Source organism: Streptomyces sp. NPDC046215 (assembly GCF_040646215.1).
Taxonomy (GTDB): domain Bacteria; phylum Actinomycetota; class Actinomycetes; order Streptomycetales; family Streptomycetaceae; genus Streptomyces; species Streptomyces stramineus.
The window spans coordinates 88,273-104,716 of record NZ_JBEYZW010000010.1; the positions used below are offsets into that span (position 1 = coordinate 88,273).

Sequence of the window (16,444 nt, forward strand, 5' to 3'; positions counted from 1 at the left end):
GCGCACGCCCCGAAATGGCGCCGATGAACGCACCGTTATGGTCCTGCCCACGCTCCTCCACCAAATCCCCTCCCCCAGTGTGACTGCCCGGAAGTGGCTGGAAGATTCGGCTGTTCACGGAGGAGGTGCATGTCATGTCATCGGTTCATATGACTTCTCGATGCAGCGCTTCACCGGGGCGTCGGCGGAAAGAATTTCCCCCGATCGGCCTATCTCCTTCCGGCCATGGCCTCGACGATCCGGGGAGCCCGAGGTGAACGATGCGATCGCGGTGGTGGGCACCGCCTGTCGGCTGCCCGGCGGCATCAGCACCACCGACGCCCTGTGGTCCGCGCTCGTCGACGGGCGCGACCTGATCGGCGAACTCCCGCCGGACCGGTTCGATGCCCGGCGCTGGTTCGACCCCCGCCCACTACGCGCCGGCAAGACCTACGCCACGGTCGGCGGCTTCCTGGAGAACATCCAGGACTTCGACGCCGCGTACTTCAACGTGTCCCCGCGCGAGGCCGGCCGGATGGACCCCCAGCAACGCATGCTGCTGGAGATGGCCGTCGAAGCCCTTGACCACGCCGGTATCCCGGCCGATGCTCTCGCGGGCTCGGACACCGCGGTGTATGTCGGGGCCTCCAGCCAGGCGTTCGCCTACCTGCAGGGCATGACGCCCCGGTCGAGCAACGCCTACACCATGACGGGCAGTGCCGCCTCGATCATCGCCAACCGGGTGTCGCACTTCCTGGACCTGCGAGGGCCCAGCCTGGTCGTGGACACCGCCTGCTCCTCGTCGCTGGTGGCGCTGCACCACGCGTGCGAGGCCCTGCGCGCGGGCCGGTGCGGCATGGCGCTGGCAGCCGGCGTCCATGTGCTGCTCAGCCCCTTCGAGTTCATCGGTTTCGCCCAGGCGTCGATGCTCTCGCCCACGGGGCGGTGCCGCCCCTTCTCCGCCGAAGCCGACGGCTACGTCCGCGCGGAGGGCGGCGGTCTTGTCGTCCTCAAGCCGCTGGCCCGCGCCGTGGCGGACGGCGACACGGTGCATGCCGTCATCCTCCGCAGCGCGGTCAACACCGACGGCCGCACCCCCGGGCTCGCCCAGCCCAGCGCGGAAGCCCAGGAGGCCCTGCTGCGCCAGGTGTACGCGGCCCCGGGCATCAGCGCCGATGACGTCGCCTATGTGGAAATGCACGGCACCGGCACGCCCGTGGGCGACCCGGTGGAGTGCCGGGCCGTCGGCCGGGCGCTCGGGACGCGCCGTTCTCCCGGCACGGATCTGCCGGTGGGGTCGGTGAAGAGCCACCTCGGCCACCTGGAGCCGGCGTCGGGCATGGCCGGCCTGCTCAAAGCCATGCTGGTGCTGCGGCACGGCCGGGTACCCGCCGACCTCCACACGCACCCGCTCAACCCCGGGATCGACTTCGCGGGCTGGCGCCTCGCCCCGGTCACCGAGGCCCGGCCCCTCTCCCCCGCACCTTCCGGCCGAGCCGTGGTCGGCGTGAATTCCTTCGGTTTCGGCGGCGCCAACGCGCACGTCGTCCTCACCGCCGGCCCGGCACCCGCGCAGCTCACGCCCCCGGAGCTCCCTGACGGCACGCGGTTGCCGGTCGTCGTCTCGGCCCGGACCCGTGGGGCGGCCGTCGCGGCGGCCCGGCGCATGGCCGACCGGCTCGACCGGTGCGCTCCCGGCGAGTTCTACGACCTCGCCTACACCGCCTCCCGGCGGCGCGGCCGTCACGAGCAGCGAGCAGCGGTCCTGGCCTCCGATCCGCCGGAAGCCGCGGCCCTGCTGCGCCGGCTGGCCGCCGGGGACGACCCGCTGGCCGGCGCGCTCGTGCCCGCAGCCGAGCGCGGCAGTGTCGCCCTGGCCTTCTCCGGCAACGGCTCGCAATGGCCGGGCATGGGCGCGGACCTGCTGGAGGCGGAGCCGGTGTTCCGTACGGCCGTCACCGACGCCGACGAGGCCCTGCGCCCGGTGCTCGGCTGGTCGGTGCTGGCGGAGCTCACCGCACCGCCCGGGCACCGGCGTCCGGACACCACCGACGTCGCCCAGCCCCTGCTCTTCGCCGTGCAGGTGGGTCTGGTGGCCCTGCTGCGCGCGCACGGCGTAAGGCCCAGCGGGGTCGTGGGGCACAGCTCGGGCGAGATGGCCGCCGCATGGGCGGCCGGAGCCCTCAGCCTGGACGCGGCGGCTCGCGTGGTCGTCGCACGCTCTCGCGCGCAGGCGACGACGAGCGGCGACTGGGGCATGGCGGCCATCGGCACCGACGAGGACCGGGCACGGCACCACCTCGCCCCGTACGAAGGTCTGCTGGAGATCGCCGGGGTCAACAGCGGCCAGGACGTCACGGTCAGCGGTGACCGGGCCGCCCTGGCCAGGCTGGGACACCAGCTCGGGGCCCAGGGGGTCTTCTTCCGCGACCTCGGCCTGGATTACGCCTTCCACAGTCACGCCATGGACCCACTCAAGGACCGGCTGGCGGACGCCCTGGACGGCCTCAAACCCCAGCAGGCACTCCTGCCTTACGCCTCCCCCACCACAGGAACCCTGCTGGACGGCCGGGAACTGGACGCCGCCTACTGGTGGCACAACCTGCGCCGGCCCGTACTGTTCGCGGCGGCGGCCGGACAGCTGTGGGAACTGGGCTGCGACATTTTCGTCGAGGTGGGTCCGCACCCCGTGCTCTGCGGTTATCTACGGCGGTTGACCGGCTCCCGCAAGGCCGCGCCCCCCACCGCCGTCGTGCAAACCCTGAGCCGCGACACCCCGGGCCCGACGGCCGTCCGGCACGCCCTCTGCCACCTGCTGGCCGCCGGCGCCCGCAGCGACCCGGCCACGTTCTTCCCCCGGCCCGGCCGGGTGATGGACCTGCCCGCCTACCCCTGGGAACGCGAGCACCACTGGACGTACCACCCCACCGACTGGGTGAGGGGCTGTGGCGACGGGACCATCGACCACCCGCTGCTCGGGGAACGCGCCGCCCTCGCCGAGCCCGCATGGCACGGCCCGTTCGACCCTGCGCGCGCACCCTGGCTGGCCGACCACAAGGTCGGGGAGACGGTCGTCATGCCCGCCACGGGATTGGTGGAGATGGCCCTGGCCGCCGGGCGGCGGGTCCACGACGCGAGCGTGGAGATCACAGACCTCACCATTCCGCGGGCCCTGCTCCTGCCCTTCGACGACGAGTCCCAGCTCGAGCTCCAGACCACGGTCTCGGCCGACGACGGCGTGGTGCAGATCGCCGGCCGCGCCGAGGCCGGCGGAACGTGGCAGCAGCACGCCCGGGGCCGGGTACGCCGCATGTACGCCCCCACGCCCCCGCTCGTCGACACCGACCGGATCGCGGGGAGCCTGACCGGGCGGAGCAGTGCGGAGGAGCTGTACCGGCGCGCCGCGCGCCTCGGCCTGTCCTACGGCCCCGCCTTCCGGGTGCTCACCGGTGACCTGGTGTACGACGACGACCAGGTGCTGGCACGCTACGACAGCGAGACGGACCGCTCCGGCTACGAGGCGCACCCCGGTCTGCTCGACGGCGCGCTGCAGGCGGGCGCTCAACTGCTGGACCGGGGCGGCACCGCCGGCATCCGCTTCCTGCCGGTGTCCATCGACCGTGTGCGTGCCTGGCGCCCCCTGCCCGCCACCGGCTGGTTCCATGTGCGCTCCCGGGCCCGCACGGACCGGGAGCCGCTGTGGGACGTGACCGTGCTCAGCACCAACGGCCTGGTCTGCCTGACCCTTGAGGGCTGTCGGCTGCGGCGGTTCGACGAGGGCGCGCGCGTGCCCGGCCCGCACTACACGACCGTGATGCGCGCCGCGCCACGAGAGCAGGACCTGGGGGCCGCCCCGCTGCCCGCCCCCGGCGAGGTCGCACGCCTCTGCCGCGACGAGGTGCGCCGCATCTGCGCAGCCTGGCGGCACAGCGGTCAGGCGGATTCCTTCGACACGGCACGGGAACTCGCGGCGCACTTCGGAGCGGCGGCGGTGGCCGCCCTGCTCCCGGACACGGCCGACCGCCGGACCGTCTTCACCCCCCGGGACCTCATCCGCGCGGGCGCCCTCCCGCAGTACGCCCGCGCACTCGACCTGATGCTCCGCACCGCACACGCCCACGGCCTGGTCGAGCCCCTGGAGACCGGCGATTCCGCCGACACGCCCCCGCGGGACCGCCATTGGCGTACGGTACGGGCCCCGGCACCGCGGGAGAGGTTCCGCGCGCTCGCTCAGGAGCGCCCAGGGCTCGCCGTGGACCTGACCCTGCTCGGCACCTGCGGTACACAGCTCGTCGAGGTGCTGCGGGGCAACCGCGATCCCGTGGAGCAGGTCTTCTCCGATGCCAACCGGTACCTTCTGGAGGAGTTCTACACAGACTCGGGCATGACGTGGCATGTGAACCGGGCAGCCCGTGCGGTCATGGCGGCCGTCGTCGGCACATGGCCCGCCGGCCGGCCGCTGCGCGTGCTGGAGGTCGGCTCCGGCACCGGGGGGACCACCGCGTTCCTGCTCCCCGTCCTGCCCCCGGAACGTACGCGTTACGTGCTCACCGATGTCTCAGCGGCCTTCTTCCCCCGGGCCCGGAGCCGCTTCGCCACCTATGACTTCGTGGACTACCGGGTTCTGGACCTGGACCGGGACCCGGTCGGCCAGGGAATGGCGGAAGGCTCGTTCGACGTCGTGGTGGCCGGACACATCCTGCACGCCACCCGGCACCTGCGGCGCTCCCTGGAGCACCTCGGCCGGCTGCTGGCCGACGACGGCCATCTGCTCATCGCTGAAGCCCACGATCCCGCCGCGCTGGCTCTTCTCTTCGGGCAGCTGCCGAGCTTCTGGAGCGGACAGGACATGGACGTGCGCCCGGCCGCGCCATTGCTGGACGCCGACGCCTGGGTGCGCCTGCTGACTGAGGCGGGCTACCGGGACACCGCCGTTCTGCCGCGCGACGTGTTCGCGGGCGACGGCCAGCGGACCGGCGAGGCCGACGGCTCGGTTCTGCTCGCCCAGCGGGCACGCCGCGCCGCACCCGCGGATCGGGTCCGGGGCACGGCACCCGCCAAGAGGCAGAGCCCACCGGACGGGGAGGTGCCGTCCAATGACCGCCGCGAGGGGGCCTGGATCGTCGCGGCGGAGCCCGGCCGCGAGGAACTGGCGGCCGCCCTCGCCGAGCGGCTCGGTGCCACCGCCGGGTGCTCCGTGGCCCGCACCGGCCTCGCCACCGATACCGACGCCTGGTCCGCGCTGTTCGCCGGGCGGGCGCATCGGACGGCGGCGACCGGCGTGGTGATGCTGCTGGACGAGCACACCTCTCCCGGTGCCGGACCGGGGGGCGTGCTGGACCTGGACCGTGCCCTGACGCACGTGGCGGCGCTGCGCGCCCTCGCCGGCGCCGCGGACCGGCTCACCGACGCGTCGGAGGTGGCGCTGTGGCTGGTGACACCCCCCTCCGGTGCTCTGCCCGCGCCCGAGGTGCCGCTGGCCCCCACCACGGCTGTCGCCTGGGGTGTGGCCCGCTGCGTCACCAACGAGCACCCGGACATCGCGGTCCGCCGGATCTCCCTGGAGCCCTGTGGGCGACCCGCGGCGGACGCCGGCCGGCTGGCGGCGGAACTCACCGGCCCGACGGCCGAGGACGAGGTGCTGCTCACCCGCTCGGGCCGGTTCGTGCCCCGGCTGCGGGCCAGGGAGGATCTCAGCCGGAGCCGACCGGGCTCGGCGGCGGCCGCTTTCGCCCTGGGGCTGCGCGAGCCGGGCTCCTCCTACCAGTTGGTCTGGTCGCCGGCCGGGATCCCGGACCCGGGCCCGGACGACGTCGTCGTCCACGTGCGCGCGGCCGCGCTGAACTACCGTGATGTGCTGCAGGCCCTGCGCGCCGTTCCGCTCGACGGAACACAGGAAGTGCGCGCCGGTGACACCGATGTGGGCATGGAGTGCGCGGGCACCGTCACGGCCGTGGGTTCCGCGGTCACGTCCTTCTCCCCGGGCGACCGCGTCCTCGCCTTCGGCAGCGGAACGCTGCGTTCCCACATCGCCGTGCACCGGGCGACCGTCGCCCGCATCCCCGACGGCATGGGCTTCGAGGCGGCGGCCACGCTGCCGGTGGTTTTCCTGACGGCGCATCACAGCCTGGCCGATCTCGCACGGCTGGCGCCCGGAGAGACCGTACTGGTGCACGGGGCGGCGGGCGGCGTGGGGCTGGCCGCGCTGCAGTGCGCACGGCGTGCCGGGGCACATGTCATCGGAACCGCCGGCACGGACGCCAAACGGGACCTGCTCCGGCTGCTCGGCGTGCGGCACGTGCTCAATTCCCGCAGCCCGGCTTTCGCCGAGCGGGTGAAGTCCCTCACCGGGGGCCGGGGCGTCGATGTGGTGCTCAACTCCCTGGCCGGTGAGGCCATCGGCCGCGGCCTGGAGGTGCTCCGGCCCGGCGGGCGCTTCATCGAACTGGGCAAGCGCGACCTGTACGCCAATGGCAGGCTGCTCCTGCGGCCCTTCCTGGGGAACGTCACCTTCAGTACGGTCGACCTCGCCATGCTCGCCCGTGACCGACCGCAGGCCTTCGCAGCGTGCTTCGCGGAGGTCGTCCAGCACGTACACGACGGCGTCTACCGCCCGATCCTCCACCACGTCTACCCCGCCGACCGCGTAGACGACGCCTTCGAGGCCCTGCAGCACTCCCGCCACATCGGCAAGGTGGTCGTCTCCCTGGAGACGCCGCCACGCCTGCGGGTGGAGCCCGCGCCCTTCCGGGCGGACGCGCGGGCGAGCTATCTGGTCACCGGTGGTCTCAGCGGCTTCGGTGCCGCCACCGCGCGCTGGCTCGCCGAACGCGGCGCCAGGCGCCTCGCGCTCGTCGGCCGGCGCGGAGCCGGCGCCCCGGAGGCCCCGGCTCTCCTCAAGGAGCTCCAGGACCGGGGCGTCACCGTCACCGCCCATACCGCCGATGCCGCCGACGCGGCGGCGATGAGCGCCGTACTGCACGCGGTGGACAAGCCGGAACACCCCCTGCGCGGGGTGGTCCACGCGGCCATGGTGCTCGACGACGCCCCTTTGGTGAAGCTCACCGACGAGCGCGTACGGCGGTCGCTGGCGCCCAAGGCACTGGGCGCGGACGTCCTGGACCGGCTGACCCGCGACCGTGAACTCGACCTGTTCGTGTTGTACTCCTCGGGTGCGGGGTTGCTGGGCAACCACAACCAGGCCAACTACATCGGCGCCAACCTGTTCCTCGAAGCCCTCGCCCGTTCCCGGCGGTGCTCCGGCAGGCCCGCCCTCGCGGTGGCCTGGGGAGCCCTGGCCGAAGTCGGTTATGTCGCGCGGAACGAACTGACCGACTTCATGGGGCGCGTGGGCCTCGACCCGGTGACTCCGCGCGAGGCGTTCTCCGCTCTGGGCGCACTGCTCGGCCGGGGGGACGAGGTCGCCGTCGTGGCCCGGATCGACTGGAGCCGGACGCGGCACGGTGTCACGGCCATCGCCGCCCCGCGCTTCTCCGCGGTCCGGCCGGACGAAGAGGACGACAACGGCCGGACCGGCAAGCAGGTTCTCCAGACCCTGGCGGCGGCGACGCCGGAGGAGGCGCTGGCCCTGGTCACCGAGGTACTCACCAGCATTCTCGCCCGGATTCTGCAAACCACGCCCGACCGCATTCCGCCGGACAAGTCCCTGGGCGGGCTCGGCATGGACTCGCTCATGGGGGCGGAACTGATGACCTCGGTCCATCAGCAGCTCGGCTGTGCCCTTCCCGCCATGGAGATCCTCAACAGCGGCAACGTCACCGGTCTCGCACGGGCCTGCGTCCGGCGGCTCGGCCGGGTCAAGCCGGGTACCCCCCTCTGACCACGGGCCCGACTGCGCTCATTCCCCGTCGTCCCCCTCGTCCGGGCGGCGTGTCAGGACCACGGGCAGCCTCTCGACACCGCGGCTGATGAGTGTCGGCTTGTAGCGCACCGGCTCTCCGGTGGGCACCGGGCGGCAGCGGGCCAGGGCGCTCAGCATGACCTGAGCCTGCACGCGGACGAGCCGGGCCCCCAGACAGAAGTGCTCACCGTGGCCCAGCGCCAGATGCTGCGGGGAACGTCCGGCGTCGAACCGGTGGGGGTCGGTGAACACCGCGGGATCACGATTGGCGGCACCTGGCAGCACCCCCACCACCGTGCCCGCGCGCACGCGCACGCCCCCCACGTCGGCATCCGTCAGCGCCAGCCGGGGGATCAGCTGGATCGGGGGGTCGTAACGCAGCAGCTCCTCCACCACGGAGGGCGCGGCAGCCGGGTGACCGGCAAGGTGCTCCAGCTGTTCGGGGTGGCGCAGCAGCGCGTGCATCCCGTTAGCGATCATGTTGACCACGGGCTCGTAACCCGCGACCACCAGCTGTCCCACGGCCGTGATGACCTGTTGCCCCGTCAGCAGGCTGCCGTCCGCTGAGGGTGCCAGCAGAGCGCTGACCAGATCGTCGTGCGGTGACCGGCGTCGTTCTTTGATCACAGCACCGAGATATTGGGCGAACTCCACCCTGGCGGGTTCGACGCGGGCCCCTGTGGCAGGAGCGCGCAGCGCATCGGGGTCGAAGCCGGCAGCGAGCCACGACAGCGCCCCGTACCACCGCGACCGGGCGTCGAGCGGCACACCCACCAGGGCACAGATCAGGTCGAGGGCCAGGGGGACGCCGAGATCGGTGACCACGTCCAACTCGGCGCGGTCGGCGGCCCGGAGGAGGAGCGCATCGGTTTTCTGCCGGATCACCGGGCGCAGCCGCTCCACCGCGCGTACCGCGAAGGGAGCGGCGACGCGGGCGCGCCGGCTCCGGTGCTCCGGCGGATCGGCCATGAGGAACGACGCGGATTCCAGCGGCAGATCACCGAACCCGAACCGCGGGTCCCCCAGCAGCGCGAGGCTCTCCTGGTAACCGGTGACGGCCAGCGCGCCGTCGGGCAGCGGGGTCACCGGGCCGGCGGCGGCACGCAGCCGCTCGTAGAACGGGTAGGGGTCGGCGTGGAACTCCGCGCTGCGCACGTCGAAGGGGAGCCGGTCCCAGAAGTCGCGTGCGACGGGGGCGTTCCGCGGTTCCGCTGCGCTGCTCATGCTTCGTTCATTCGCGGAGCCGGCCCGGATCACACGCGGCGGGGTGGGCGCATTGAGGCGCGTTCCCCGCCGGGTGGAATGGGCGGTGACGCGACGCCGGGGCCGTAGGGCTCGGTGGTGCTCGCGCGTGGGTCAGGTGATCAGAGTGGCGATGCCTCCGGTGAGCAGCCCCACGACGATGATCAGTGGGCTGCCCTTGAGGGCAGCGTTGAGGTGGAAGCGGAGGTCGCGATACTCGGCCATGCCCTCGGTGCCGGGAAGGACCAGCAGGCGGGGGCGCAGCCCGGCGAAGATGATCCAGTCGAAGACGACCAGGTCCCACACGGTCAGCGTGGCGAAGATGAGGGCCGCGCACACAGCTGCGGGCAGGAATGTCAGGCCGTCGTGCAGTGCGCCGTTGAGACCGATCATCGCCCCGATCATCAAGGGAAGGCCGCAGGCGGCCCAGATGAAGACGCCGAAGAGCACCGCCACGCGGCGGCCGCGGGCGCTCTTGGGTCTGCCGTAACGGCGTTGGATCTCGGGTGGGTAGTCGTTCAGCAGGAAGTCCCTGCTCATGGCTGCTCCTGCGAACACCGCCGCAGTGAACAGCACGCTGAACGCGACTCCGTAGCCGAAACCGTACCCAAGGACTGCCGACCACTGCATGCCAACCTCCCGAAGCATTCGACTTTGGCAAGCCTGACCTAACCTTCCCCCACCTTTAAAGTCAACACACTATGAAGTTCTAGGTTCGTTAGCATGATGCTGTGGCAGAGACAGACGACACCGAGAGGCTCACAGCATCCCCGGGTGAGCATGCGGCCGGGGCCCGGAGGCGCCCTGAGTTCCGCAAGGGCCGGCCCACTCTGACCAGGGAGAGGATCGCTCGGGCCGCCCTGGAGATCTTGAGTGAGACGGGACCGGCGGAACTGACGATGCGCGCCGTCGGTGCGCGCCTTGGTGTATCGCCGCGGGCCCTCTACAACTACGTGGCCGACCGGCGGGATCTGCTGGGGGAAATGGTTGCCGTCTGTCAGCGGGCCCGGCCACAGCCCCGGTTGGACACCGACCGCTGGCAGGAAAGCCTGCGGACCTATTGCCGGGATCTGCGGGCCTGGTACCGCGCGCACCCGGGAATGCCGGCTCTCGCCCGCGCCGAGGACCTGACCCCGTTCGCATCCGCCGACCTGCTGCGGCCCGACGACATCCTCGTAGAGTTCTTCCTCGGCCTCGGGCTCTCCCCGCAGAACGCCTATCGGGCCTGGTCGATCACCGTCCTCCAGGTATCCGGTTTCGCAGAGATGTGGGACGCCTGGCACGACCGGCCACCGCCCGGTACGGACCCGGCCGCGTGGACCGGCGTGCCATCGAACCTGGCAGCCGGGGAGCTTCCGCACCTGCGTCGCGTCATAGCCGAGTCCGACTTCGAGCCCCCGGACGTCCTGTTCGAATCAGTCCTGACCATGCTTATCGCGGGAGTAGAAGCGATGAGGTGATCCTTCGCCACCGACCAGCGTGTCCGGCCTGACGCCGGCGCCGCTGCACCAGCCGGGGCCCCGCGCCACAGCCACGGGCAGCGCGCCCTCTCTCAGAGGCGGCGTCGTCATCGGAGCGGTCGCGCATGGCCCGGTGCCGCACGATCACTGGCCTCGCGGTGCCGGCGGGGTCTCGTCCTTGACGCGGAAACGGTGGAGTCGGCGCAGTGCGAGGAGACCGCCGACGCCGGGAATGACGGCGACGGCCTTGGTGGTGGCCGTGGCCGATGCCAGGCGCCATGTCGCGATCACGACGAACAGGTAGGCACAGCCGTGGGTGGGGCCCATCAGGGAGGAGATGGGCTTGACGTGGGCGGTGGCGAGGTTGGCCAGCATGGCGATCAACGAGATGAGTTCGATCTGCGCCGCGATGCGCAGGGGATGAAGGCGCACGGTCATGCTCCCGTGGTGGAGCCGGGACGGACGATCATCAGAACGGTGACAGTTGCCCACAGCAGGTTGAAGGCACCGGTGAGCATGGCGAGTCGGGCAGCGGGGTGGAGGGCGGGGCCGGAGGCGGGGGCCTGCGCGGCGGTGAGGGCGTTGTCCTGGGCGGGCAGGATCAGCAGGCCCAGGACGGCGGCCGCTGCGGCGGTGAGGACGATCGAGGTGATCAGCCACCCGCTGCCGAGGACGCCGAGAGTGCCGGCCGTGGCGAACCCGAAGACGGGAACCGCGATGCCGATGCCGGCGTAGACGCGGCAGATGCGGTGCAAGGTGCGCAGGGTCGCGAGCGCCTCGCGGTGATCCGGGGCGCTGTGCGTGCGGCGCAGCGCTGTGGGGAACATGCTCGCGGCGACTGTGACCGGTCCTACGGCCAGTACTGCCGCCAGGACGTGAAGGGAGAGAAAGAGTTTCGTCATGTTCAGCGCTCCACGGCCGCCGGGACGGCGCGGCGCCGGCCGGTGACCTTCGAGGCCGGAAGGCGTCCGGCCGTGGAGGTGCCGGTCAGGGTATCGCCGTCGACCGTGACCGCGAAGGCAAGGTTCAAGCGCAGGGGCTTGGTGATGGCCTGCTCCCAGGTGAGTCGGTCACCGTCGAGGGTGATGTCGCCGAGTGGAACGTCCTCTCCTGCCCCGTGGGCTGTCCCGGTCAGGACACCGGCCTTGCGGGAGAGTTCGACCACGGCTTTGATCGTGCCGATGGGGGTGGAGACGGCCAGGTCCCAAATGCCTTCTACGGCCATGGTGCTGTTCTTCCTCACGTGTGCGGTGCGATGAAAGGTGCGGGCGGGATGTGCGTTCAGAGGCCGGCGGGCGCGGGGCCTTCGTGGCGCCAGACGGTGCCACGGCGCTCATAGGCGAACAGTTCTTCGACGGCGTGGGCGATCCGGGGGCCCACCTCGCGCTCCAGCAGATACAGGCTCAGGTCGAGACCGGAGGTGACGCCTGCCCCGGTGACGAGGTCGCCGTCGTCGACGACGCGGGCGCTCACCGCGTGGACGCCGGTGGCATCGAGCAGGTCGAGGCCCAGGTGGTGGGTGGTGGCGTAGCGGCCCTCCAGCAGGCCGGCCATGGCCAGGACGAGCGACCCTCCGCACACCGCGGTGAGCGTCACCTCAGGGTTGTCCTTCGCCGCCTTCAGCAGCGTGGGCAGTTCGGTCGTCAGGACGCGGCCCAGCAGCACAGGGATGGGTGCGTCCCGTTGCCCTTCCCCGTCCTCCGGGTCGCGGCCGGGTGCCTCGACCGGCTCTCCCACGCGGCCGGAGGCGCCGGGGACGAGGATCAGGCCCGCACGCCGGGGGTCGAGGACGGCGGTGGCGCGCAGTGCCAGGCCCCCGGTGCCGCTGACCACCTCGCGCGGTCCCTCGGCGGAGACCAGTTCCACACTCACCGCTCCGCCGGAGGCGATGCCACCGGCGTACAGCACTTCGTAGGGGGCGATGGCATCGAGCGGATCGAAGCCGTCGAACAGGATGATCTGGGCGTGCATGGATCGGTTCCTCCGCGTGCGGTCGCCGTCCGGTCCTCGCCGGAGTGCTCCCGACGCTAACGGCCTGTCAGCCCGGCCCCCAGTGGCATGAGTGACACCTTTCAACGGAATATCGCCAGAGCTGTACGTGAAGCTCTGGACTGCCCAGAGGGCGATATTCATGGTGCTGGGACGAGGGCGCGGCTACGGAAGGGCGGGTACCTTCTGGCCATGCACACCATTGCCGTCCTCGCCATGGACCAGGTGATCCCCTTCGATCTCTCCACCCCGATCGAGGTCTTCTCCCGCACCCGCCTTCCGGACGGGCGCCCCGGCTACCAGGTCCGTGTCTGCGCGGAGCGGCCCGAGGTCGACGCCGGTGTGTTCACCCTGCGGGTGCCCTGGGGGCTGGAGGGACTGGAGACCGCGGACACGATCATCGTTCCCGGTGTCGCCGACCCCGCCCTCCCCCTCGCCCCGGCCGTTCGCGACGCGCTGCGCGCAGCCGCCGCGAACGGCACGCGCATAGCCTCCATCTGCTCGGGTACCTTCCCCCTGGCCGCCACCGGGCTCCTCGACGGCCTGCGCGCCACCACCCACTGGGCCGCGGCCGATCTCCTGGCCGCCGCCCACCCGGACATCGCGGTGGATCCGGACGTCCTGTACGTCGACAACGGCCAGATCCTCACCTCCGCCGGCGCCGCAGCGGGACTGGACCTGTGTCTGCACATGATCCGTCGCGATTACGGCTCGGCCGTCGCCGCCGACGCCGCCCGGCTGTCCGTCATGCCTCTGGAGCGTGAGGGCGGACAGGCACAGTTCATCGTCCACCATCACGCGCCCGCCCCTCAGGGATCGGTACTCGAACCGCTGCTGGCCTGGTTGCAGGACAACCTGGGCTCCGATCTCACCCTCGCCGAGATCGCCGCCCATGCCGGAACGAGCACCCGCACCCTGATACGACGCTTCCGCGAGCAGACCGGCACCACTCCGCTCCAGTGGCTCCACCGCGCCCGCGTCCGCCAGGCCCAGCATCTGCTGGAGACCACCCATCATTCCGTCGAACGCATCGGCGCCCAGGTCGGATTCGGCTCGCCCACCGCTTTCCGTGACCGCTTCAAGAAGACCACCGGCGTCAGCCCGAACGCCTACCGCCGCACCTTCAGCTGACACAGACACAGCCACCTGCTCGCCCGTGCGGGGTGATCGCTGGGCGCTGATCCTCGCTGCACGAGTTTCAGCGAGGCGGGAGCTGGGGCGGGGCCCCGTCATAGCGGGCGGCAGAGTAGCCGGCTGCGGAGCCGGGGCGCGTGCGGCGGTCCCTCAGTCGGGGGCGCGCAGGGAAGCGTCCAGGGTGCTCATGAGCTGCGCCACGCGGTTCTTGGCGGTCGGTGCGAGAGGGTACCGGGAGAGAACGGCGACCAATGTCGGCGTGGCCCGTTCCCGGGCTTGTTCGATCAGCATGTTCCCGACGGCGGGGTCGTTGTCTGCGCGCAGCTCGGCAATGCGCGCGGCACTAGCGGCGGCGCGCAGGATGTGTCCTACCTGGGTGGCTCGCGGTATCGGGTGCAAGTACGCGGCGGATGCGGCATCGCCGCAGCACCGTGCGGCAAGACGTGCCGCTTCAGTGCCTGCTTCCTTCGCGGCCCGGTGCGCATCCAGTGAGGTGACGCGCTGCAGCTTGGTCCGTTTCGCGCCGTTGATGAACTCCCGGGCGGCATCGAGGGCCGCGCGCGGACGAGGATCACCGGGAACGGCCCGTTCGAACACGGGGAGGACCTCCTGAGCGCTCTGTGCCACGTAGAGCGCCACGACTCGCAGCTCATCCATGGTCAGCTCGAATGCGCCGGGCTCAGTCGTCATGGGCTCGATCCTCCCACCGCGTGGCGCGACGCGGGCCGACGGCCAAGGGGCCGCCGTGACCCGCGCGCGGCAGGCGAGTCCGTCCGGCGCGCGTAGAGCGTTGCGGCGTGCGGGGCGCTCCGGCCGCCGCCATAGTGAGTGCCAAGCCGGACACGCCCTCCGCCTCCACGCAGGTCTCTGGGGTCCTGGGCTCTGTGACCTGGGAGCAGGTGCGGCGGACGGTGCGCTGGGCGTCCGGCTGTGCCGAGCGGACGTCGACGGCAGTGCGGCACCGCCCTCCGCAAAGACCTCACCCAAGCGGGCTGACCAGCGCGGTTGACTCCCTTTTCTTATCAGGCCTGCCCTTGGGCTCACGGCTTGGTGGCGACATAGATGGTGTACCGCCATGCGTCCTGGTGCCGGTACATCTCCACCCCGGACATCGCATTGACCAGCCTGTCGCCGCGCCCCAGGCTGCGCGCGAGCGCGTAGGGCAGTCGACCGAGCACGGAGAAGGCCCTCAGCATCGGCAGGATCTTCGCTGTTGCGTCGTATGTCGATTCGACAGCGAAACCGGTCTGCTGAAGAAGCCGCTCCAACTGCCCATGGATCAGCGTGAGCATCCCCGGCATGCCGGAGAGCTCACAGACCCTGAGCAGCGCGGTTCGCGCCGGCGGTGTCAACTGGTCTTGAGGAGTGCTCGAATACTCGAACATCACAAGCTTCCCACCAGGGCGCAGGACGCGGAAGAATTCGGCAAGCCCTTGCGGCGGGTCGGGCGAGTGAACGAAGGACTCCATCGTGTAAACGCCGTCGAAGGAGGCGTCGGTAAACGGGAGCGCGTGGTAGTCGGCCAGGAGGAAGCCAGTGTGACTGCCCGGCTCGCCCGCACGGGCGGATCGCTGACGCGCGATGGCGATGTCCGACTCGATCCCATCGATTCCGGTGACGTGTACCCCGCCCGTTCGTGCGACCGTGCGTGCCGTGTCACCGACCCCGCATCCGGCATCGAGTACCGAAGCCGTCGGTGGCAAGGCCAGTTTGCGGGTCAGGACGACTTCCATACGGCGCATGGCCGTCGAGAACCTCCAAGGGGAAGCACCGGGTTCATACCAGCCGAAGTGACGCGTCCGGCCGAGCAACGTAGCGTACCCAAGCCGTGATTCGAACGCTCGGTAGTACGGCATGACATGGCGTCGGTAGTGGTCACGGGTCAATCGGATCCCCCAGCCCCTGTGCTCCTCCGCGAGGTCTTCACGGACGTCAACGACCAGTGTGCCGATGCGTAACGCGGACGCCCGCACGGGAGAAGGGACGCGGGTCCAGGGCCTGGGATCGGCCGAAGAGGGAGATAGCGATCACGAGTTGGCGATCAATCCGTTGACCTTTGTTGAAGCTGCTCCCACTCGGTCCTGGTGAGTGCGTACTCGACTTCACCGTGCTCGGAGCCCTCGATCTGCTCCGGCCAGTCTCCCTTGAAGTTCCGAACGAAGGACAGGCCCGACTTCTCCATGACGCGACGGGAGCGTGTATTGACGGCCATGGTGTCCGCTGTGACCCGTTCGACCTCCAGGTCCATAAACCCCTTGTGAATCAGCGCCCGAGATCCCTCGGTGGCGTAGCCGCATCCCCACGCCGCCTGGTTCAACCGGTAGCCGAGTTCGACTACGGCGGGGCTGTTCTCCTCCAGCGGTCGGAACTCGAACCAGCCCAGGAAGGTACCGGTGTGTTTCTCCTGCGCGGCCCAGTAACCGCGGGTCTGCCAGCACGGGTAGTCGTGCAGGAGCCGGGGAAGGGTCCTTGTCTCGATCGCCTTCCGGCTCGTAGGGCGGCCGCCGTTGATGAAGCGCATCACCTCGGGGTCGTTGTCCAGGGCGAGCAGGTGGTCGATGTCGGCCGTCGTGAATGCGCGCAGGACGAGGCGCTCGGTCTCCAGGAAGTGAGGCATACCGCGATCATTACCACGGGTGGGCCGGCCCACCACTGATTTTCCGGGGGCCTGGCATGGCTCCGCCAGGTGCCCCGCGCAAAGCGCTCCCGTCCGGCCGGGCACGTTCTCCGGGGGCTCCCCCGCGCCCCATGCTTATCCTCGCCTCAGTAGGCTCGTTAC

The 16,444-nt window shown here is 71.1% G+C and carries 12 protein-coding genes; 3 read left to right on the plus strand and 9 right to left on the minus strand.

The features are described 5' to 3' along the window. Window positions 1-253: 253 nt before the first annotated feature. Complete coding sequence (locus tag ABZ951_RS06985) at window positions 254-7,819, plus strand: SDR family NAD(P)-dependent oxidoreductase (RefSeq protein WP_361279291.1); 7,566 nt, start codon at window positions 254-256, stop codon at window positions 7,817-7,819. Window positions 7,820-7,837: 18 nt separating this feature from the next. Here ABZ951_RS06985 and ABZ951_RS06990 read toward each other — a convergent pair whose 3' ends face one another. Together ABZ951_RS06990 and ABZ951_RS06995 are read right to left on the minus strand one after the other, a co-directional pair. Further along, entirely contained in the window at window positions 7,838-9,064 is a 1,227-nt protein-coding gene (locus tag ABZ951_RS06990; RefSeq protein ID WP_344083710.1) for a cytochrome P450, read from the minus strand. Between the two features lie 132 nt (window positions 9,065-9,196). Continuing rightward, window positions 9,197-9,622, minus strand: coding sequence for a hypothetical protein (locus tag ABZ951_RS06995; protein WP_344083707.1), 426 nt, complete (start codon window positions 9,620-9,622; stop codon window positions 9,197-9,199). 191 nt (window positions 9,623-9,813) lie between these two features. On the opposite strand from ABZ951_RS06995, the gene ABZ951_RS07000 reads away from it, so the two are divergent. After that, entirely contained in the window at window positions 9,814-10,542 is a 729-nt protein-coding gene (locus ABZ951_RS07000) for a TetR/AcrR family transcriptional regulator (protein WP_344083704.1), read from the plus strand. 144 nt (window positions 10,543-10,686) lie between these two features. On the opposite strand, the gene ABZ951_RS07005 is transcribed toward ABZ951_RS07000, so the two are convergent. The 4 genes from ABZ951_RS07005 to ABZ951_RS07020 are packed head-to-tail and all read right to left on the minus strand — an operon-like array spanning window position 10,687 to window position 12,513. Beyond that, complete coding sequence (locus ABZ951_RS07005) at window positions 10,687-10,980, minus strand: DUF3817 domain-containing protein (protein WP_344083701.1); 294 nt, start codon at window positions 10,978-10,980, stop codon at window positions 10,687-10,689. After that, the gene (locus ABZ951_RS07010) at window positions 10,977-11,444 is read right to left on the minus strand and encodes a DUF2269 family protein (protein WP_344083698.1); all 468 of its coding nucleotides are present in this window, start codon (window positions 11,442-11,444) and stop codon (window positions 10,977-10,979) included. Before ABZ951_RS07010 ends, ABZ951_RS07005 begins: the two co-directional genes overlap by 4 nt. Before the next feature lie 2 nt (window positions 11,445-11,446). Beyond that, window positions 11,447-11,767 carry a hypothetical protein gene (locus tag ABZ951_RS07015; protein ID WP_344083695.1) on the minus strand — a complete coding sequence of 107 codons (321 nt, stop codon included), beginning with the start codon at window positions 11,765-11,767 and terminating at the stop codon, window positions 11,447-11,449. Between the two features lie 56 nt (window positions 11,768-11,823). Then, a complete protein-coding gene (locus ABZ951_RS07020) occupies window positions 11,824-12,513 on the minus strand; it encodes a DJ-1/PfpI family protein (protein WP_344083692.1) in 690 nt (229 codons plus the stop codon). A gap of 210 nt (window positions 12,514-12,723) precedes the next feature. Between ABZ951_RS07020 and ABZ951_RS07025 the strand changes: the two genes are divergently transcribed. Beyond that, complete coding sequence (locus ABZ951_RS07025) at window positions 12,724-13,662, plus strand: helix-turn-helix domain-containing protein (RefSeq protein WP_344083689.1); 939 nt, start codon at window positions 12,724-12,726, stop codon at window positions 13,660-13,662. 153 nt (window positions 13,663-13,815) lie between these two features. Here the strand turns inward: ABZ951_RS07025 and ABZ951_RS07030 are convergent, their stop codons facing one another. The 3 genes from ABZ951_RS07030 to ABZ951_RS07040 all read right to left on the minus strand — a co-directional run bounded on the left by ABZ951_RS07030 (window position 13,816) and on the right by ABZ951_RS07040 (window position 16,282). Continuing rightward, window positions 13,816-14,355 carry a putative immunity protein gene (locus ABZ951_RS07030; protein ID WP_344083686.1) on the minus strand — a complete coding sequence of 180 codons (540 nt, stop codon included), beginning with the start codon at window positions 14,353-14,355 and terminating at the stop codon, window positions 13,816-13,818. Window positions 14,356-14,705: 350 nt separating this feature from the next. Further along, on the minus strand, window positions 14,706-15,398 hold the full coding sequence (locus ABZ951_RS07035) for a class I SAM-dependent methyltransferase (RefSeq protein ID WP_344083683.1): 693 nt from the start codon (window positions 15,396-15,398) through the stop codon (window positions 14,706-14,708). Window positions 15,399-15,706: 308 nt separating this feature from the next. Further along, window positions 15,707-16,282 carry a GNAT family N-acetyltransferase gene (locus ABZ951_RS07040; RefSeq protein ID WP_344083680.1) on the minus strand — a complete coding sequence of 192 codons (576 nt, stop codon included), beginning with the start codon at window positions 16,280-16,282 and terminating at the stop codon, window positions 15,707-15,709. Window positions 16,283-16,444 lie beyond the last annotated feature (162 nt).